This is a genomic window from Enterobacter cloacae complex sp. IR5428, assembly GCF_049238585.1.
Lineage (GTDB): Bacteria > Pseudomonadota > Gammaproteobacteria > Enterobacterales > Enterobacteriaceae > Enterobacter > Enterobacter intestinihominis.
The window spans coordinates 100154-118763 of sequence record NZ_JBMKHV010000006.1 but is presented as its reverse complement, the minus strand read 5'-3'; the positions used below and the strand labels follow the sequence as shown (position 1 = coordinate 118763).

Sequence of the window (18610 nt, the reverse complement as noted above, 5' to 3'; positions counted from 1 at the left end):
TCCGTTATAATCCGTCTCAGTAAGAGCCTGCGGAATACAAAAATATGGATTATCAATTAACGCTTAACTGGCCCGAATTTATTGAACGTTACTGGCAAAAACGCCCGGTCGTTCTTAAACGCGGGATCAGCAATTTTATCGACCCTATTTCTCCTGACGAACTCGCTGGTCTGGCGATGGAAAACGAGGTAGACAGCCGTCTGGTGAGCCATCAGGACGGGAAATGGCAGGTCAGCCACGGTCCCTTTGAAAGCTACGATCACCTGGGCGAAAGCAACTGGTCTTTACTGGTGCAGGCGGTCAACAACTGGCACGAACCCACCGCAGCCTTGATGCGTCCCTTCCGCGCCCTCCCAGACTGGCGAATGGACGATCTGATGATCTCCTTCTCTGTTCCCGGTGGCGGCGTGGGTCCGCATCTTGATCAGTACGACGTGTTTATCATTCAGGGTACCGGTCGCCGTCGCTGGCGAGTGGGCGAAAAAGTGCCAATGAAGCAGCACTGCCCGCACCCGGATCTGCTTCAGGTTGATCCGTTTGAAGGGATCATTGATGAAGAGCTGGAGCCAGGCGACATTCTGTATATCCCGCCAGGCTTCCCGCATGAAGGTTATTCCCTGGAAAACTCGCTAAACTATTCGGTTGGTTTCCGCGCGCCAAGCGGCCGCGAGATGATCAGCGGATTTGCTGACTATGTTTTACAGCGCGAGCTGGGCAGCCATCGTTACAGCGATCCGGATGTTCTGGCGCGTGAGCACCCGGCCGATATTCTGCCAGAGGAGCTGGATAAGCTGCGCGGTATGATGCTGGATCTGATCAACGAACCGGAGCACTTCAGACAGTGGTTTGGCGAGTTTATCAGCCAGTCGCGTCACGAACTGGACGTCGCACCGCCAGAGCCGCCGTATCAGGCAGATGAAATTTATGATGCCCTCCAGCAGGGCGATAAGCTGGTTCGTCTGGGCGGATTACGTGTATTGCGCATTGGCGAAGAGGTATTTGTCAACGGCGAGCGCCTGGACTCTCCACACCGTCCGGCACTGGAAGCGATTGCCAGCCATATGGTGCTGTCTGCGGATACCTTTGGCGACGCGCTGGACGATCCCTCCTTCCTCGCCATGCTGGCCGCGCTGGTTAACAGCGGGTACTGGTTTTTTGAGGACTGAGTCATGATGTTTGCCGGGTGGCGGCTACGCCTTACCCGGCCTACAAAAGCCGTTCCCGTAGGCCCGGTAAGCGATGCGCCACCGGGCTTTTTTTACTTCCGCTCCCCCGCCGCAAAATCCTCAATCTCACCCGCCCAGTCTGCCGGAAATAACCCCTCCCGCACGTCCCGATGAAACGTTGAATAGGGCCAGTCGACGACTTTCCCGACATAGCCATGCTTCAGCGGATTGATGTAGACGTAGTCCATATGCCGCCGGTAATCCTGTTCATTGCGAATGGTGTGTTCCCAGAAACGCGGTTGCCAGACGTGGCGCATCTCAATGTTGCGGCTAAACATTTTTTTGATGTCGCGCCAGCGCGCTGAAAAGTCACTGTCCCCTTCCGGTAAGGTCCAGATACAGTGCATATGTTCAGGCAGGATAACCCAGGCGTTAATGGTGAAGGGCTTCGCATGCTTAACCGTGGCGGTAGCGGAACGCAGGCTGTCGATGTGGCGGGTAAGTAAATCGCTCTGGCGGTTTTGCAGATTGACGGTGAAAAACCAGGTCCCACCGGGGATGTAGTGGCGGCGGTAGTTTGACATTGGCACTCCTTGCCCATTGCCCGGTGGCGCTTCGCTTACCGGGCCTACGATCGAAATGTAGGCCGGGTAAGGCGTAGCCGCCACCCGGCATGAAACATTACCGCTTCGCGGTTAACTCTGCTATCCGCACAATCACCTGCACCGCTTTTTCCATCCCTTCCAGCGTCACGAACTCATGCTTGCCGTGGTAGTTATATCCACCGGTAAACAGGTTCGGGCACGGCAGGCCCATAAATGACAGCTGCGAACCATCGGTTCCACCACGGATCGGTTTCATCACCGGCTCGATATCACAATCGCGCATCGCCTGTTGGGCGATATCAAGAATGTGCGGATGCTCCATCACCTTCTCGCGCATATTGTAATAGCTGTCTTCGATGATGAGCTCAATATAGCAATCCGGGTGCAGCCCCTTGCCGACCTTTTTCGCGATCTCCATCATCTTACGCTTGCGCGCTTCAAAGGCTTTGCGGTCAAAATCGCGGACGATATAGTGCATCTGCGCGCTGTCCACGTTCCCCTTGATGTTGGTCAGATGATAAAAACCCTCATACCCTTCCGTCATCTCCGGGCTCTCTTCGGCAGGAACTTCCGCATGAATACGCGCAGCCAGCGACAGCGCATTCACCATCACCCCTTTCGCAGAGCCCGGGTGCACGTTATTCCCGACGATTTTGATCGTCACCGATGCCGCGTTAAAGTTTTCATACTCAAGTTCACCCACGCCGCCACCGTCGACGGTGTAGGCCCACTGAGCGTTAAACGCCTCGACGTCAAAATGTTTCGCGCCTTTTCCTACCTCTTCATCCGGCGTGAAGGCCACGCGGATATCGCCATGCGGGATATTTTTGCCCTTCAGCACCGCCAGCGCCGTCATGATCTCGGCGATACCCGCTTTGTCATCGGCCCCCAGCAAGGTTTTGCCGTCGGTGGTGATTAACGTCTGCCCCAGCAGCTGATGCAGTACCGGGAACATCACCGGCGACAGCACTTCGTCGCCAATGCCCAGCGCAATATCTCCGCCGCGGTAGTTTTCAACAATCTGCGGATTAACGTGTTTACCGCTAAAATCAGGTGAGGTATCGACATGAGAAATAAAGCCAATCGCCGGGATATCTCCCTCAACGTTGGCCGGCAGCGTTCCCATCACGGTCCCTTTTTCACTGAGCGTGACATCAACCAGCCCCATGGCCTCCAGCTGCTCTTTCAGCAGATTTAGCAGCTTCCACTGGCCTTCGGTGCTTGGCACCTGTCGGACCCCCGGCTTAGATTGGGTATCCAGCGAAACGTAATGTAAGAAACGCTCAAGTAGTTTATCCATGCAGTCACCCTCACTTTTTGTGACAACATTATCATTAAGCAGCAAAACGCAAATATTGCGTCAGGTCACTTTTATCCCGCAAACGAGAACTTTTTACGTTTATATCGTTCTGCGTTAATAAATGTAGCTTATGAATAAGTGAGAAGGATTGGCGATTCAATGGGTTTGCCGTAGAATGTCCGCCCTCATTACGAGTCACCAAGGTGGTTACACACAAACCCCGCTTCAGTCTGCTGCCTGAGGCGTCTATATGGGACAGCGCGAAAATTGAATACACAACCCCGTTCCCTTTCACCGCTGGTGCAACTGGAACGAATTCGTAAAAGTTTCGATGGCAAAGATGTCATTTCCGATCTTAATCTGACCATCAATGACGGTGAGTTTCTCACGCTGCTTGGCCCCTCCGGCTGCGGCAAAACCACCGTCCTGCGCCTTATTGCCGGGCTGGAAAGCGTCGATAACGGCCATATCCATCTTGAGAACCAGGACATTACCCAGGTCCCTGCCGAAGATCGCCACGTCAATACCGTCTTTCAGAGCTATGCCCTGTTCCCGCACATGACCGTGTTTGAGAACGTGGCGTTTGGCCTGCGGATGCAAAAAACACCCGCCAGCGAGATCCCGCCGCGCGTTACCGAAGCCCTGCGCATGGTGCAGCTGGAGGCATTCGCCCAGCGCAAGCCGCATCAACTTTCTGGTGGTCAGCAGCAGCGTGTGGCTATTGCCCGCGCCGTGGTCAACAAACCACGCCTGCTCCTGCTGGATGAATCCCTCTCCGCGCTGGACTACAAGCTGCGCAAGCAGATGCAGAACGAGCTGAAAGCGCTTCAGCGTAAGCTCGGCATCACGTTCGTGTTTGTCACTCACGATCAGGAAGAAGCCCTGACTATGTCAGACCGTATCGTGGTGATGCGTGAGGGTAAGATTGAGCAGGACGGCACGCCGCGTGAAATTTACGAGGAGCCGAAAAACCTGTTCGTCGCCAGCTTCATTGGCGAAATCAATATTTTCAACGCCACGGTGATTGAGCGTCTGAACGAGCAGCGCGTGCGCGCCAACGTGGAAGGCCGCGAATGCAACATCACGGTAAACTTTGCCGTGGAAAAGGGTCAAAGGCTCAACGTTCTGCTGCGCCCGGAAGATCTTCGCGTCGATGAGATCCACGACACGGCTGACGCCGAAGGTCTGATCGGTTACGTTCGCGAACGAAACTACAAAGGGATGACCCTCGAGTCCGTTGTGGAACTGGAAAACGGCAAAATGGTGATGGTTAGTGAGTTCTTCAACGAGGACGATCCGGACTTCGACCACTCGCTGGATCAGAAGATGGTCATCAACTGGGTAGAAAGCTGGGAGGTTGTACTGGCTGATGAAGAACACAAGTAAGTTCCAGAATGTGGTGATTGCCACGATCGTCGGTTGGCTTGTGTTGTTTGTCTTTCTTCCCAACCTGATGATCATCGTAACCAGCTTCCTGACCCGCGACGACGCGAACTTCGTCGCGATGGTCTTTACGCTGGACAACTACGCACGCCTGCTCGATCCGCTCTACTTTGACGTGCTGCTGCACTCGCTCAATATGGCGCTGATTGCCACCGTTGCCTGTCTGGTGCTGGGGTATCCGTTCGCGTGGTTCCTGGCTCGCCTGCCGCAAAAAGTGCGTCCGCTGCTGCTGTTTTTACTGATTGTGCCATTCTGGACCAACTCGTTAATCCGCATATATGGGCTGAAAATCTTCCTCAGCACCAAAGGTTATCTGAACGAGTTTCTGCTGTGGCTTGGGGTTATTGATACGCCGATCCGCATTATGTTCACTCCGAGCGCGGTGATCGTCGGCCTGGTCTATATCCTGCTGCCGTTTATGGTGATGCCGCTTTACTCAAGCATTGAAAAGCTTGATAAACCACTTCTGGAAGCCGCGAGAGACCTGGGGGCCAGCAAGCTGCAAACCTTTATCCGCATCATTATCCCGCTGACCATGCCGGGCATTATTGCCGGATGTCTGCTGGTCATGTTGCCTGCGATGGGCCTGTTCTACGTGTCGGACCTGATGGGCGGGGCGAAAAACCTGCTGATCGGCAACGTGATCAAGAGCCAGTTCCTGAACATCCGCGACTGGCCGTTCGGCTCGGCCACCAGCATTACGCTGACGGTGGTAATGGGGCTGATGCTGCTGGTTTACTGGCGTGCCTCACGCCTGCTGAACAAGAAGGTGGAGCTGGAATGATCGGTCGACTGCTTCGCGGCGGTTTTATGACCGCCATTTATGCTTATCTCTATATTCCAATAATCATTTTGATCGTGAACTCCTTTAACAGTTCACGCTTCGGGATCAACTGGCAAGGGTTTACCACCAAATGGTATGGCCTGCTGATGAACAATGACAGCTTGCTACAGGCCGCACAGCACTCGCTGACGATGGCGGTATTCTCTGCCACCTTCGCGACGCTGATTGGCTCGCTGACCGCCGTGGCGCTGTACCGCTACCGTTTTCGCGGTAAGCCATTCGTCAGCGGTATGCTGTTTGTGGTGATGATGTCCCCGGACATCGTGATGGCCATTTCACTGCTGGTGCTGTTTATGCTGCTGGGCGTCCAGCTCGGTTTCTGGTCGCTGCTGTTTTCGCATATCACCTTCTGCCTGCCGTTTGTGGTGGTAACCGTCTACGCGCGACTGAAAGGGTTCGACGTACGCATGCTGGAAGCGGCGAAAGATCTGGGTGCCAGCGAGATGACCATTCTGCGCAAAATCATCCTGCCGCTGGCGATGCCTGCCGTGGCAGCCGGATGGCTGCTCAGCTTTACCCTGTCGATGGACGACGTGGTCGTGTCCTCCTTCGTCACCGGGCCGAGCTACGAAATTCTGCCGTTGAAGATCTACTCAATGGTGAAAGTCGGTGTTTCACCCGAAGTGAACGCGCTGGCGACTATTCTGTTGGTGTTATCGCTGGTTCTGGTGATTGCCAGCCAGGTTATTGCTCGTGATAAAACAAAATCTCAGGGGACACAGAAATGAAAAAAATGCTTGCCGCTGCGGCACTGGTGCTCGGAATGGGTGCCGCGCATGCTGATGACAGCAAAACGCTCTATTTCTACAACTGGACCGAGTATGTGCCGCCGGGCCTGCTGGAGCAGTTCACCAAAGAGACGGGCATCAAGGTGATCTATTCGACCTACGAGTCGAATGAAACCATGTACGCCAAGCTCAAAACCTATAAAGATGGCGCGTATGACCTGGTGGTGCCGTCGACCTATTTCGTCGACAAGATGCGCAAAGAAGGCATGATCCAGAAGATCGATAAAACGAAGCTAACCAATTTTTCAAACCTCGATCCTGAGATGCTAAACAAGCCATTCGACCCGAACAACGATTATTCCATTCCGTACATCTGGGGCGCGACGGCAATTGGCGTCAACAGCGATGCCGTTGATCCAAAAACGGTTTCATCCTGGGCTGACCTGTGGAAGCCGGAATACAAAAGCAGCCTGCTGTTAACCGATGATGCGCGCGAAGTGTTCCAGATTGCGCTGCGTAAACTCGGCTACTCCGGCAACACCACCGATCCGAAAGAGATCGAAGCGGCGTATAACGAACTGAAAAAGCTGATGCCAAACGTGGCGGCGTTCAACTCGGATAACCCGGCTAACCCTTATATGGAAGGTGAAGTGAATCTGGGGATGGTCTGGAACGGCTCTGCGTTTGTGGCGCGTCAGGCCGGTACGCCGCTGGAGGTGGTCTGGCCGAAAGAGGGCGGCATCTTCTGGATGGACAGCCTCGCGATCCCGGCTAATGCGAAAAACGTCGATGGCGCCCTGAAGCTGATTAACTTCCTGCTGCGCCCGGATGTGGCAAAACAGGTGGCGGAAACTATTGGTTATCCGACACCAAACCTGGCCGCGCGGAAGCTGTTAAGTCCTGAAGTGGCGAATGATAAATCGCTTTATCCGGACGCTGAAACCATCAGCAAAGGGGAATGGCAGAACGACGTCGGTGACGCGAGCCGCCTGTATGAAGAGTATTATCAGAAGCTAAAAGCAGGCCGTTAATGCACAACGGGCGACGCAAGGTCGCCCGTTACCCTTACAGCCCCTTCAGGAGTTTATCCACAAAGGCTGGCACCACCTCGCTGGCCAGACCGTAATGCTTCTCTTCAAACTCACTCCCGACCTGGCTTGGCTCCAGATTAAGCTCCACCGTATGGGCACCTTGCAGTCGCGCTTCGTGAACAAACCCCGCCGCCGGATAGACATGTCCTGAGGTACCAATGGCGATAAAGACGTCCGCCATGGCCAGGGCGCTGTAGATCTCATCCATTCCCAGCGGCATTTCGCCAAACCAGACCACATGGGGACGCAGACGCGAAGGGAACTGACAGCAGTGGCAGCGGTCTTCGTCCAGCACGTCCTCTTTCCACTCCAGCACCTGCCCACTCCATGCACACCGCACCTTGAGCAGTTCGCCGTGCATGTGAATGATGTTGTGGTTTCCGGCTCTTTCATGAAGATTGTCGATGTTTTGCGTCACCAGCAGAAAACGATCCCCCAGCGCCTCCTCCAGCTTTGCCAGCGCCAGGTGCGCCGCGTTTGGCGCAATCTCCGGCTGCTGAAGCTGGCGACGACGGGCGTTGTAAAACGCCTGAACCAGCGCCGGATCGCGGGCGAAACCTTCCGGCGTCGCCACATCTTCTACTCGGTGTTCTTCCCACAGCCCGTCCGCCGCGCGGAAGGTCTGAATACCGGATTCGGCGGAGATCCCCGCCCCGGTCAACACCACCACTCTGGGTTTATCCATCGCTTCTGGCATCATCCTGTCTCTGAAAAAGATCCGCTGACGCAGGCGTTCACGTAAGCGGCGTTTATTTTTGCGAAAACGGCTGAGTCGACCCTGGCGACGCGACAGCATAGTAACCTCGTAAACTAATCGGTGAGATGAAGGAATGCGGCTCCGCGCATGCCTCCTGCGTCCCCGTGTCGCGCACGCTCAATGCGCGGCACGCGGGCGACCGGCAATAAATGTCGGGGCAAACGCCCGGACAGCTGTTCCGTAATCGCAGTGAAATTTGACAGCCCTCCCCCGATCACCAGCAGATCCGGGTCGACGATGGTCAGGATATTCCCCAGACACACCGCCAGCAAATCAAGATAGCGCTCAACGTGCTCACGCGCCTGCGCGTCTCTTTGCTCCCACAGCGTAATGATTTGAGGGGCCTCAAGTTTCTGATGATAGAAGTGTTCATAAAGCCATGCAAACCCGCGCCCTGAAAGGTAACTCTCAATGCAGCCGTGCTGACCACAGCCGCAGCGGGTAAGCGGGAAATCACGACCAACGACGTCCAGCGCATCCACCGGCAGACGGATATGACCAAATTCTCCGGTAATGTAGCTGCGCCCGGTAATGGGCTTGCCGTTAATGACAATCCCGCCACCGACGCCCGTTCCGAGGATCAGCCCCATCACCAACGGATAGCGACGAAACTCGTCGTCCCAGGCCTCTGAGAGAGCAAAACAGTTGGCATCGTTGTCTAAGCGCACGTCGCGCTCAAGGAGAGCAGAAAGATCGGCACGCAGCGGTTTGCCGCTGGCAGCAGGAACGTTGGCGGCATACAGCGTGCCGTCGTCGGTTTCGGGCATACCCGGTATACCAATGCCGACGCTGCCTTTGACGCCAAAGCGTTCATCCGCCTGCGCCACCAGCGCGGCAATGGCGGTTAAAAATTCATCGTAGCTATCGCGCGGCGTAGGCACGCGGGTTTCCCATTGTAGCTTAAGGTCTTTATCGAACACGCCGAGCGCAATCTTGGTGCCGCCAATATCAAATCCGTAATACATGATGCATTCCTCTGTTTGATTCAGCGGCCAAAAGACCGCTAAACCATGACGAAATTACTGGCCACTTAATACCCTCGCCGGATCAATTCGGCTTGCGCGACGCGCCGGATACCAGCTTGCCAGCAGACTCAGTAAAAGTGCTGTAACCAGCACATAAATGACGTCCAGCCAGTGCAGTTCAGACGGCAGGAAGTCAATAAAATAGATATCGCCTGACAGGAATTGATGGCCGATAAGCGCCTCAATCCCGTTGATAATCGGCGTCAGCTGAAGAGACACCACCACGCCGATGACCACGCCGCAGAGGCTACCAAACAGCCCCGCCAGCAAACCGTACCAGACGAAGATGGCGCGAATAAGACCGTCTTTCGCCCCTAAGGTACGCAGCACGGCAATGTCGCCGCTCTTGTCCTTAACAGCCATGACCAGCGTAGAGACGATATTAAAGCACGCCACGCCAATCACCAGCACCATCGCCAGATACATAATCGCGCGGATCATCTGGATATCACGGTACATATACCCGTAAGTGCCGATCCAGCTTTTGATGTAGACATAGTTATTGGTCACGCTGCCAGCGTCACGCACCAGTGTATTGGCGTTGAAAACGTCGTTAACCTTAATGGCAATGCCCGTCACGCTGTCGCTCATATCCAGATACTGGCGCGCATCTTCCAGCGGCACCATCGCGAAGCTGTGATCGAGCTGGCCGCTCAGCTGCAAAATACCGGTGACGTGCAGACGCACGCGCTTAGGCTGCTGCAATTTGTGATCAGCGCTGGCGTTCGGGATCATGATCGAGACCCAGTCGCCCTGCTTCACCTTCAGTGCATCGGCAACGCCTTTGCCCATGATGATCTGCTGTTCGCCAGCCTTAAAGTTTGCCCATGCACCATTTTGCACATAGCGAGGCAGCGCGCTCAGACGCTCCTCCTGACGTGGGTTCACCCCTTTCACCTGAATGGCGCGCAGGTTTACCCCGCTCTCTACCAGCCCGGTAAAGTTGATGTAAGGTGCAGCCGCCGCAATGCCGGGTACCTTTTCCACTTTGTTCAGGGCATCACGCCAGCTGGACCACGGCTGGTTAACCGGCTCGATTTCACCGTGGGGTACAACGGCCAGAATGCGGTTATTCAGTTCGCGCTCAAAGCCATTCATGGCGCTTAAGCCCACGATTAGAACCGCCACGCCCAGGGCGATACCGATGGTGGAGATCACGGAGATAAGGGAAACCATCCCGCTCCGGCGACGACCGCGGCTAAAGCGTAACCCAATGAGTAACGATAACGGTGAAGCCATTACTCCGCTCCCATCAGCGTCAGTTCTGCATTCAGACGACCGTCGCGCATTTCCAGCTGACGGCCCATCCGCTTAGCCAGCTGCAAATCGTGCGTGACCACCAGAAACGCGGTTCCCTGCGCGGCGTTCAGTTCGCCGAGAAGCTGGAAAATGCTGTCTGCGTTACGCGCATCGAGGTTACCTGTCGGCTCATCCGCCAGCACCAGGCGCGGGTTGTTGACCAGCGCACGGGCGATGGCCACACGCTGACGCTCGCCGCCGGAAAGCTCAGACGGACGATGATTCCCGCGATGACCCAGCCCTACCGCGTTTAGCATGTCGCTGGCGCGGGCATTGATTTCTGCGGGTTTCTTTTTACCAATCAGCAGCGGCATTGCGACGTTTTCCAGCGCCGTAAAGTCCGGCAGCAGGTGGTGGAACTGATAGATAAAACCCAGCTCACGGTTACGCAGCTCGGCTTTCGCCGTAGACGACATTTTACTCAGCGGCTGCCCGGAAAAGATCACATCGCCTTCGGTTGGCGTGTCCAGCCCGCCCAGCAGGTGCAGCAGCGTACTTTTGCCGGAGCCGGAGCTGCCAACAATTGCCATCATCTCGCCTTCACCCACGCTAAAACTCACATTGTGCAACACGTCGGTCTGCACAGTGCCTTCCTGATAGCGTTTGGACAGGTTGTCGCACTGCAACAGGATCTTATTCATAACGTAAAGCCTCAGCGGGTTGAGTGGCGGCAGCCCGCCAGGAAGGATAAAGCGTAGAGAGCAGCGCAATAGCCATCGCGGCCAGCGCAATACCGACCACCTGGAGCGGCTCGATAGACACCGGCAGCGCCGCACCATCAAGCAGCGCGCCGATAATCGGCATGAGATTGTTGAGCTGGCTGGCGAGCAGCGCACCCAGCGCCGCGCCGAGCAGCGCGCCGATGATGCCAGCGCTGGCGCCCTGGACCATAAATACCGCCATGATCTGGCGCGGCGTCAGCCCCTGGGTTTGCAGAATGGCGACTTCGCCTTGCTTCTCCATCACCATCAGCCCGAGCGAGGTGATGATATTAAACGCGGCAACGGCCACGATCAGGCTCAGCAGCAGCCCCATCATGTTTTTCTCCATGCGCACGGCCTGGAACAGTTCGCCTTTGCGGTCGCGCCAGTCCTGCCATTTCGTTCCTTCCGGTAGCGTCTGCTGGCTAAGGGTATCCACCTTCAGCGGCGCATCAAGCCACAGACGCCAGCCGGTGATATTTCCCGCCGGGTAGCGCATCAGACGCGAGGCGTCCTGAATGTTAACCAGCATCTGGTAACCATCGACTTCGCTGTTCGCCGCAAACGTGCCAATCACGTTGAACAGGCGCTGGCTTGGCAGACGCCCCATCGGCGTAAACTGACTGGCTGAGGGCACCATCACGCGCAGTTGATCGCCACGGTTGACCCCGAGCTGCCCGGCAAGCTGCTCACCGAGGATGACGTTGTATTTACCCGCTTCCAGGTCGGTTTGTTTCACATTGACCAGGAACGGCGTCAGCGGATCTTTTTGCGCCGGATCGATACCCAGCATCACCCCGACCGCCACGCTGCGGGCGCTTTGCAGCACCACATCGCCCGTCGTGAGGGGCGCAACGCGCGTGACACCCTGTAACTTCACCGCGCTTTCCGGCAGCTGTTGCGGGTTAACGGAGCCCTGAGTGGAAGAGAGAACGGCCTGCGGCATCAGCCCCAGGATATTGTTTTGCAGCTCGCGCTCGAAGCCGTTCATGACGGAAAGCACCGTCACCAGAGCCATCACGCCAAGCGTAATGCCAATAGTCGAAAGCCAGGAGACAAAGCGACCGAAGCGGTCCGCGGCGCGCCCACGCATGTAACGTAAGCCTATGAAGAGTGCGACAGGTTGATACATGAAATCCGTCTGTTTGCTGATAGCAGACCCACGAGTATATAAGCGAATCCGCTAAGCGTAAATGACTGAAACCGTAAGATTCGGTAATCATTTTTCCGAAAAATTCAGATAAATCATCATGCTACTGACTGAACTTCCGCCAGACAGTCTCCACCTTTTCCGAAAATCGTCCTGATACAGACTGTTACCCGTTACATCGGGGTTTCATTTTACAACAATCGACCTTTCGTTTATGGCAACAAGGTCGTCACGCACAATGAAACAAAAAGCATTATGGATTAACCAGATAAAAGGGCTGTGCATCTGCCTGGTGGTGATTTACCACTCGGTGATCACCTTTTATCCTCACCTGGACGGGCTACAGCATCCGTTATCGGGCCTGCTCGCCAAATGCTGGGTCTATTTTAATCTTTACCTCGCCCCGTTCCGTATGCCGGTGTTTTTCTTCATCTCCGGCTATTTGATTCGTCGATATATTGACGAGGTGAACTGGCGCACCAGTCTCGACAAGCGGATCTGGAGCATTGTCTGGGTGCTGGCCCTGTGGGGCGTCCTGCAATGGCAGGCGCTGACCCATCTGAATGCCTGGCTCGCCCCCGAGCGTGAACTGGCGACAGCATCCAATGCGGCCTACGCCGATTCCGTTTCAGGGTTTGTACTGGGAATGCTCACGGCCAGCACCAGCCTGTGGTACTTGTACGCCTTAGTAGTCTACTTCACGCTCTGTAAACTGCTGAGCCGCTGGAAACTGCCGATGCTGGGGATTCTGGCGCTGGCAAGCATCGCCATCAACTTCCTGCCGTTACCGTGGTGGGGAATGAACAGCGTGGTGCGCAACATGATCTACTACAGCCTCGGCGCATGGTACGGCGCGCAGTTGATGGCGTGGATGACAGGGATGAATTTGCGCCGCAGCTGGCTGGTACTTATCGCCTCTGGCGCGGTGTCGGTAGTGCTGTGGTTCGCTAATGTTCCTCTGCCGCTCTCACTGCTGTCGATCGTGGTCATCATGAAGCTCTTTTACAGCTTCGAGCAGCGTTATGCCGTTCATCCCAATAATCTGCTGAACGTCATCGGTTCAAACACCATCGCGATTTATACCACTCACCGCATTTTAATTGAGGCGTTTAGCCTGCTCCTGATTCGCGAAATGAATGCGGCGTACTGGCCGATCTGGGCGGAGTTAACGCTGATTCTGGTCTATCCGTTCGTCAGCCTGCTCGTCTGCACGCTGGTTGGACTGGGCGCACGTAAGCTCTCGACCGCCCTCTTTGGCGACCTTTTCTTCTCCCCTCCCGCACGGCTTACGCCACAGCTCGCCAGCCGCTAACCTACCCTGCCCCCATCCGGGGGCACTTTTCCTCTTGTGCGGTTACGATTTGCTTATGCAAAACGATCGAGGATAATAAAGACATTGCGTATCAGTGATATGCCCCAATACTGTTGGTATATCCCCAAGAGACCCTGACATAGCCATGCCTGAACACTATCGTTTTTCCTTGCCTGTAAAAGCAGGTGACCAACGCCAGCTGGGCGAACTGACAGGCGCGGCCTGCGCCACGCTGGTGGCGGAAATTGCCGAGCGCCATCCGGGGCCGGTGGTGCTGGTTGCCCCGGACATGCAAAACGCCCTGCGCCTGCACGACGAAATTCGTCAGTTCACCGACAGTCTGGTATTCAGCCTGGCCGACTGGGAAACGCTTCCCTACGACAGTTTCTCTCCGCACCAGGAGATCATCTCCTCACGCCTGTCGACGCTGTATCAGCTCCCCACCATGCAGCGCGGCGTGCTGATTGTGCCGGTGAATACCCTGATGCAGCGCGTCTGTCCGCACAGCTATTTGCACGGCCATGCGCTGGTGATGAAAAAAGGCCAGCGCCTGTCGCGCGATGCCCTGCGCGTGCAGCTTGACGGAGCCGGTTACCGTCATGTCGATCAGGTGATGGAGCACGGCGAATACGCGACGCGCGGTGCGCTGCTGGATCTCTATCCAATGGGCAGCGACCAGCCGTATCGTCTGGATTTCTTCGATGATGAGATCGACAGCCTGCGCGTGTTCGACGCCGACACCCAGCGCACGCTGGAGGAAGTGGACTCCATTAATCTGCTGCCCGCCCATGAGTTCCCGACGGATAAAACCGCCATCGAACTGTTCCGCAGCCAGTGGCGCGACAGGTTCGACGTGAAACGTGATGCCGAACATATCTACCAGCAGGTCAGCAAAGGCACCCTTCCGGCGGGGATCGAATACTGGCAGCCCCTGTTCTTTAACGAACCGCTGCCGGCGCTGTTCAGCTACTTCCCGGCCAATACGCTGATTGTTAACACCGGGGATATCGACGCCAGCGCCAGCCGCTTTGAAAGCGAAACGCGCGTCCGCTTTGAAAACCGGGGCGTTGACCCGATGCGTCCGCTGCTGCCGCCGGAAATGCTGTGGCTGCGTACCGACGAGCTCAACGCCGAGCTAAAACGCTGGCCGCGTATGCAGCTCAAAACCGATTCGCTTGCCGATAAGGCGGCGAACACCAATCTCGCGTTCCGGACGCTGCCCGATCTGGCCGTCCAGGCGCAGCAGAAATCCCCGCTCGATAACCTGCGCAAGTTTCTTGATTCCTTCACCGGGCCAGTGGTGTTCTCCGTTGAGAGTGAGGGTCGTCGTGAAGCGCTGGGCGAACTACTAGGACGGATCAAAGTTGCGCCGAAGCGCATTCATCGCCTGAGCGAAGCGACCGGAAATGGTCGTTACCTGATGATCGGCTCCGCCGAGCACGGATTTATTGATACGCTCAATAACCTGGCCTTGATTTGTGAAAGCGACCTGCTGGGCGAGCGTGTGGCGCGCCGTCGTCAGGACAGCCGTCGCACCATCAACCCGGACACCCTGATCCGCAACCTGGCCGAACTGCACCCCGGTCAGCCGATCGTTCACCTGGAACACGGTGTGGGTCGCTATCAGGGAATGACCACCCTCGAAGCAGGCGGCATCAAAGGTGAATACCTGATGCTGACCTACGCGAACGACGCCAAACTGTACGTGCCAGTGTCGTCCCTGCACCTTATCAGCCGCTACGCCGGTGGCGCGGAAGATAACGCGCCGCTGCATAAGCTGGGCGGCGACGCCTGGTCACGCGCGCGGCAGAAGGCGGCGGAAAAAGTGCGCGACGTGGCCGCCGAGCTGCTGGACATTTACGCCCAGCGTGCGGCCAAAGAAGGTTATGCGTTTAAGCATGATAAAGAGCAGTACCAGCTGTTCTGCGACAGCTTCCCGTTTGAAACTACGCCGGATCAGGCTCAGGCCATAAATGCCGTGCTGAGCGACATGTGCCAGCCGCTGGCGATGGATCGCTTAGTCTGCGGCGACGTGGGCTTCGGTAAAACCGAGGTAGCAATGCGTGCCGCTTTCCTGGCGGTGGAAAACAACAAGCAGGTGGCGGTACTGGTGCCGACTACCCTCCTCGCCCAGCAGCACTTCGACAACTTCCGCGACCGCTTCGCCAACTGGCCGGTACGCATTGAGATGCTGTCGCGTTTCCGCAGCGCCAAAGAGCAGACGCAAATCCTGGAACAGGCAAGCGAAGGCAAAATTGACATTCTGATCGGCACCCACAAGCTGCTGCAAAGCGACGTGAAGTGGAAAGATCTGGGGCTGCTGATCGTCGATGAAGAGCACCGCTTTGGGGTGCGCCACAAAGAGCGCATCAAAGCGATGCGCGCCGACGTCGACATTCTGACCCTGACCGCCACGCCGATCCCGCGCACCCTGAATATGGCGATGAGCGGCATGCGCGATCTGTCGATTATTGCCACCCCGCCGGCGCGCCGTCTGGCGGTGAAAACCTTTGTTCGCGAGTACGACAATCTGGTGGTTCGCGAGGCGATCCTGCGTGAAGTGCTGCGCGGCGGCCAGGTATATTACCTGTATAACGACGTTGAAAACATTCAGAAAGCCGCCGACAGGCTGGCAGAGCTGGTGCCGGAAGCGCGCATCGCCATTGGTCACGGCCAGATGCGCGAGCGCGAGCTGGAGCGGGTGATGAACGACTTCCACCATCAGCGTTTCAACGTGCTGGTATGTACCACCATCATTGAGACCGGGATCGACATTCCGACGGCGAACACCATCATCATCGAACGCGCGGATCACTTCGGCCTGGCCCAGCTGCATCAGCTGCGCGGGCGCGTCGGGCGTTCGCACCATCAGGCCTACGCGTGGCTGCTGACGCCGCATCCGAAGGCGATGACCACCGACGCGCAAAAGCGTCTGGAAGCTATCGCCTCGCTGGAAGATCTGGGTGCTGGCTTTGCGCTGGCGACGCACGACCTGGAGATCCGCGGCGCCGGTGAGTTGTTGGGTGAAGACCAGAGCGGCTCCATGGAAACCATCGGTTTCTCTCTGTATATGGAGCTGCTGGAAAATGCCGTCGACGCGCTTAAAGCCGGACGTGAACCGTCTCTGGAAGATCTCACCAGCCAGCAGACCGAAGTGGAACTGCGCATGCCTTCCCTGTTGCCGGATGATTTTATTCCTGACGTGAATACCCGTCTGTCGTTCTACAAACGCATTGCCAGCGCGAAACGTGAAGGCGAGCTGGAAGAGATTAAAGTCGAACTGATTGACCGTTTTGGGATATTGCCCGATGCGGCGCGCAACCTGCTGGATATTGCCCGCCTGCGTCAGCAGGCGCAGAAGCTGGGCATTCGCAAGCTTGAAGGCAACGAGAAAGGCGGCGTAATTGAGTTTGCCGAGAAGAACCACGTCGATCCGATGTGGCTGATTGGCCTTCTGCAAAAACAGCCGCAGCATTTCCGTCTTGATGGCCCGACGCGTCTGAAATTTACTCAGGATCTGACGGAACGTAAAATCCGCATGGACTGGGTGCGTAACTTTATGCGTCAGTTGGAAGAGAACGCCATCGCATAACGGTTTCCCCCGCCAGCGCCCGGCTGGTGGGGGACAATTTACAAACTCTTTGCACTTCGCCCGATCTTCCCGACCATACATTCGCCATAATTATCATTAACGCCTTATAAAACAATAACCTTATCATTTGTATGGATTATGATAATGATGATTTCTTCGCGTTTTACCCGCTGGTTAACTGTGGTTGCGCTGGCCGCGACGGTTGCCGTCGCGCTCCCTGCTCGCGCAAATACCTGGCCTCTTCCGCCCGCCGGCAGCAACGTCGTAGGTGAAAACCGCTTTCACGTGGTTGAAAACGATGGCGGTTCGCTGGAAGCGATTGCTAAAAAATATAACGTCGGGTTCCTGGCGCTGTTGCAGGCCAACCCGGGCGTAGATCCCTATGTGCCCCGGGCGGGCAGCGTACTGACGATTCCGCTGCAAACCATCCTGCCGGACGCGCCGCGTCAGGGCATTGTAATTAACCTCGCCGAACTGCGTCTGTATTACTACCCGCCGGGCAAGAACGAAGTTACCGTTTACCCTATCGGTATTGGTCAACTGGGGGGCGATACGCTGACCCCTACCATGGTCACCACCGTCTCTGATAAGCGCGCTAATCCAACCTGGACCCCGACGGCAAACATTCGCGCCCGTTATAAAGCTCAAGGTATCGACCTGCCTGCCGTGGTGCCTGCTGGCCCGGATAACCCGATGGGGCACCATGCAATTCGCCTGGCGGCCTACGGTGGGGTTTATCTTCTGCACGGAACGAATGCGGATTTTGGGATCGGGATGCGCGTCAGCTCCGGCTGCATTCGCCTGCGCGATGACGACATCAAAACGCTCTACCGCGTGATCGCCCCTGGCACGAAAGTGAATATCATCAATACGCCGATTAAAGTGTCTGAAGAGCCGGGTGGCGTCCGTCTGGTTGAGATCCACCAGCCGCTATCGAAAAACATTAATGACGATCCGCAGACGCTGCCGATTAATCTGAATGCCTCGATGGTGAGCTTTAAAACGAATGCAAACACCGATGGCGCAGTGATGGAGCGGGCGATGGAAGCGCGCTCCGGGATGCCAACCGATGTCACGCGGCATCATGAGGTTGCTCAGCAGTCAATGTAAACGGTAATAACGACAAACGCCCTGCATTAGCAGGGCGTTTTTTTTTGCAGTGGCATAACGGAGGGTTGCGTTACGCTTATTTGTAGATAACTGCGGTACCGTGCAGGGTGTTAGGACCGGTCACAGAGGTGATGCGGAATGATTTCGCACCCATTTCGTCAGCTTTTTGTGCCAGCTGATCTTCCAGAGAGCCGAGGTTAGTCCCGGCAGTGGCAGAGATGGTACCGACTTTCTGCTGGTCTGCTGGAGTGGATTGCACTTCAACAGCAGCGAAGCTTGCGAAAGAGAGTGAACTCAGAACGGCGGCAGCGATGAGGGTTTTAACGTTTTTCATGATTTTATACCTTTGGGCAGATGATGTAGTGGTCGTTAGTTATTTAGTTAACGATCGATAGGTAAATGATAGATGTGATCCAGGTCACACGTCAACCCATTTTTATAATGGTCGTTAAATTAATTTCATTTTCCTTATATTTCATAAAGATAA

The 18610-nt window shown here is 56.0% G+C and carries 16 protein-coding genes; 8 read left to right on the top strand and 8 right to left on the bottom strand.

From position 1 onward, the window contains the following. Nucleotides 1–44 precede the first annotated feature (44 nt). Nucleotides 45–1166: a cupin domain-containing protein gene (locus tag ACOTXC_RS10610; protein ID WP_063152012.1), complete on the top strand. Its 1122-nt coding sequence runs from the start codon at nt 45–47 to the stop codon at nt 1164–1166. Between the two features lie 92 nt (nt 1167–1258). On the opposite strand, the gene ACOTXC_RS10605 is transcribed toward ACOTXC_RS10610, so the two are convergent. Next, complete coding sequence (locus ACOTXC_RS10605) at nt 1259–1750, bottom strand: REP-associated tyrosine transposase (protein WP_250116582.1); 492 nt, start codon at nt 1748–1750, stop codon at nt 1259–1261. Nucleotides 1751–1847: 97 nt separating this feature from the next. Then, nucleotides 1848–3071 carry a peptidase T gene (gene pepT, locus ACOTXC_RS10600; RefSeq protein WP_022647765.1) on the bottom strand — a complete coding sequence of 408 codons (1224 nt, stop codon included), beginning with the start codon at nt 3069–3071 and terminating at the stop codon, nt 1848–1850. Nucleotides 3072–3308: 237 nt separating this feature from the next. Here pepT and potA point away from each other — a divergent pair, with 237 nt between their 5' ends. Genes potA through potD form a run of 4 tightly spaced genes read left to right on the top strand, consistent with a single transcriptional unit; the run spans nt 3309 to nt 7117 of the window. Then, nucleotides 3309–4457 carry a spermidine/putrescine ABC transporter ATP-binding protein PotA gene (gene potA, locus ACOTXC_RS10595; protein WP_421767701.1) on the top strand — a complete coding sequence of 383 codons (1149 nt, stop codon included), beginning with the start codon at nt 3309–3311 and terminating at the stop codon, nt 4455–4457. Continuing rightward, a complete protein-coding gene (potB, locus tag ACOTXC_RS10590) occupies nt 4441–5298 on the top strand; it encodes a spermidine/putrescine ABC transporter permease PotB (protein WP_022647763.1) in 858 nt (285 codons plus the stop codon). The genes potA and potB overlap by 17 nt, the downstream gene beginning before the upstream one ends. Continuing rightward, nucleotides 5295–6086 carry a spermidine/putrescine ABC transporter permease PotC gene (gene potC, locus ACOTXC_RS10585; RefSeq protein WP_015570805.1) on the top strand — a complete coding sequence of 264 codons (792 nt, stop codon included), beginning with the start codon at nt 5295–5297 and terminating at the stop codon, nt 6084–6086. The genes potB and potC overlap by 4 nt, the downstream gene beginning before the upstream one ends. Beyond that, nucleotides 6083–7117 (top strand): spermidine/putrescine ABC transporter substrate-binding protein PotD, encoded by a 1035-nt coding sequence (potD, locus tag ACOTXC_RS10580; RefSeq protein WP_022647761.1) that lies wholly within the window; start codon nt 6083–6085, stop codon nt 7115–7117. Before potC ends, potD begins: the two co-directional genes overlap by 4 nt. Before the next feature lie 34 nt (nt 7118–7151). Here the strand turns inward: potD and cobB are convergent, their stop codons facing one another. From cobB to lolC, 5 genes are read right to left on the bottom strand one after another with little or no spacing between them, the layout of a single operon-like run. After that, nucleotides 7152–7973 carry a Sir2 family NAD+-dependent deacetylase gene (gene cobB / locus ACOTXC_RS10575; RefSeq protein WP_022647760.1) on the bottom strand — a complete coding sequence of 274 codons (822 nt, stop codon included), beginning with the start codon at nt 7971–7973 and terminating at the stop codon, nt 7152–7154. 14 nt (nt 7974–7987) lie between these two features. Continuing rightward, a complete protein-coding gene (gene nagK / locus ACOTXC_RS10570; RefSeq protein WP_421767625.1) occupies nt 7988–8899 on the bottom strand; it encodes an N-acetylglucosamine kinase in 912 nt (303 codons plus the stop codon). 54 nt (nt 8900–8953) lie between these two features. Then, complete coding sequence (gene lolE, locus ACOTXC_RS10565; RefSeq protein ID WP_022647758.1) at nt 8954–10198, bottom strand: lipoprotein-releasing ABC transporter permease subunit LolE; 1245 nt, start codon at nt 10196–10198, stop codon at nt 8954–8956. Continuing rightward, nucleotides 10198–10899: a lipoprotein-releasing ABC transporter ATP-binding protein LolD gene (lolD, locus tag ACOTXC_RS10560; protein ID WP_022647757.1), complete on the bottom strand. Its 702-nt coding sequence runs from the start codon at nt 10897–10899 to the stop codon at nt 10198–10200. The genes lolE and lolD overlap by 1 nt, the downstream gene beginning before the upstream one ends. Then, nucleotides 10892–12091, bottom strand: a complete 1200-nt coding sequence (lolC, locus tag ACOTXC_RS10555; RefSeq protein WP_157507968.1) for a lipoprotein-releasing ABC transporter permease subunit LolC — start codon at nt 12089–12091, stop codon at nt 10892–10894. The genes lolD and lolC overlap by 8 nt, the downstream gene beginning before the upstream one ends. Nucleotides 12092–12347: 256 nt before the next feature. On the opposite strand from lolC, the gene ACOTXC_RS10550 reads away from it, so the two are divergent. The 3 genes from ACOTXC_RS10550 to ldtC all read left to right on the top strand — a co-directional run bounded on the left by ACOTXC_RS10550 (nt 12348) and on the right by ldtC (nt 18123). Then, complete coding sequence (locus ACOTXC_RS10550; protein WP_421767624.1) at nt 12348–13421, top strand: acyltransferase family protein; 1074 nt, start codon at nt 12348–12350, stop codon at nt 13419–13421. A gap of 145 nt (nt 13422–13566) precedes the next feature. Then, nucleotides 13567–17013: a transcription-repair coupling factor gene (gene mfd, locus ACOTXC_RS10545; RefSeq protein ID WP_421767623.1), complete on the top strand. Its 3447-nt coding sequence runs from the start codon at nt 13567–13569 to the stop codon at nt 17011–17013. A gap of 144 nt (nt 17014–17157) precedes the next feature. Next, on the top strand, nt 17158–18123 hold the full coding sequence (ldtC, locus tag ACOTXC_RS10540; RefSeq protein WP_023299804.1) for a L,D-transpeptidase LdtC: 966 nt from the start codon (nt 17158–17160) through the stop codon (nt 18121–18123). A 76-nt stretch (nt 18124–18199) separates the two neighbouring features. Here the strand turns inward: ldtC and bhsA are convergent, their stop codons facing one another. Beyond that, nucleotides 18200–18457 (bottom strand): multiple stress resistance protein BhsA, encoded by a 258-nt coding sequence (bhsA, locus tag ACOTXC_RS10535; protein ID WP_006809234.1) that lies wholly within the window; start codon nt 18455–18457, stop codon nt 18200–18202. Nucleotides 18458–18610: the final 153 nt, after the last annotated feature.

What these genes read in the sequence shown, in the direction of transcription:
- potD (WP_022647761.1), top strand. Translation starts at nt 6,083, where the DNA reads ATGAAAAAAATGCTTGCCGCTGCGGCACTGGTGCTCGGAATGGGTGCC.
- nagK (WP_421767625.1), bottom strand. Translation starts at nt 8,899, where the DNA reads ATGTATTACGGATTTGATATTGGCGGCACCAAGATTGCGCTCGGCGTG.
- mfd (WP_421767623.1), top strand. Translation starts at nt 13,567, where the DNA reads ATGCCTGAACACTATCGTTTTTCCTTGCCTGTAAAAGCAGGTGACCAA.
- ACOTXC_RS10550 (WP_421767624.1), top strand. Translation starts at nt 12,348, where the DNA reads ATGAAACAAAAAGCATTATGGATTAACCAGATAAAAGGGCTGTGCATC.
- lolC (WP_157507968.1), bottom strand. Translation starts at nt 12,091, where the DNA reads ATGTATCAACCTGTCGCACTCTTCATAGGCTTACGTTACATGCGTGGG.
- potB (WP_022647763.1), top strand. Translation starts at nt 4,441, where the DNA reads ATGAAGAACACAAGTAAGTTCCAGAATGTGGTGATTGCCACGATCGTC.
- potC (WP_015570805.1), top strand. Translation starts at nt 5,295, where the DNA reads ATGATCGGTCGACTGCTTCGCGGCGGTTTTATGACCGCCATTTATGCT.
- ACOTXC_RS10610 (WP_063152012.1), top strand. Translation starts at nt 45, where the DNA reads ATGGATTATCAATTAACGCTTAACTGGCCCGAATTTATTGAACGTTAC.
- lolD (WP_022647757.1), bottom strand. Translation starts at nt 10,899, where the DNA reads ATGAATAAGATCCTGTTGCAGTGCGACAACCTGTCCAAACGCTATCAG.
- lolE (WP_022647758.1), bottom strand. Translation starts at nt 10,198, where the DNA reads ATGGCTTCACCGTTATCGTTACTCATTGGGTTACGCTTTAGCCGCGGT.
- cobB (WP_022647760.1), bottom strand. Translation starts at nt 7,973, where the DNA reads ATGCTGTCGCGTCGCCAGGGTCGACTCAGCCGTTTTCGCAAAAATAAA.
- ldtC (WP_023299804.1), top strand. Translation starts at nt 17,158, where the DNA reads ATGATGATTTCTTCGCGTTTTACCCGCTGGTTAACTGTGGTTGCGCTG.
- bhsA (WP_006809234.1), bottom strand. Translation starts at nt 18,457, where the DNA reads ATGAAAAACGTTAAAACCCTCATCGCTGCCGCCGTTCTGAGTTCACTC.
- ACOTXC_RS10605 (WP_250116582.1), bottom strand. Translation starts at nt 1,750, where the DNA reads ATGTCAAACTACCGCCGCCACTACATCCCCGGTGGGACCTGGTTTTTC.
- pepT (WP_022647765.1), bottom strand. Translation starts at nt 3,071, where the DNA reads ATGGATAAACTACTTGAGCGTTTCTTACATTACGTTTCGCTGGATACC.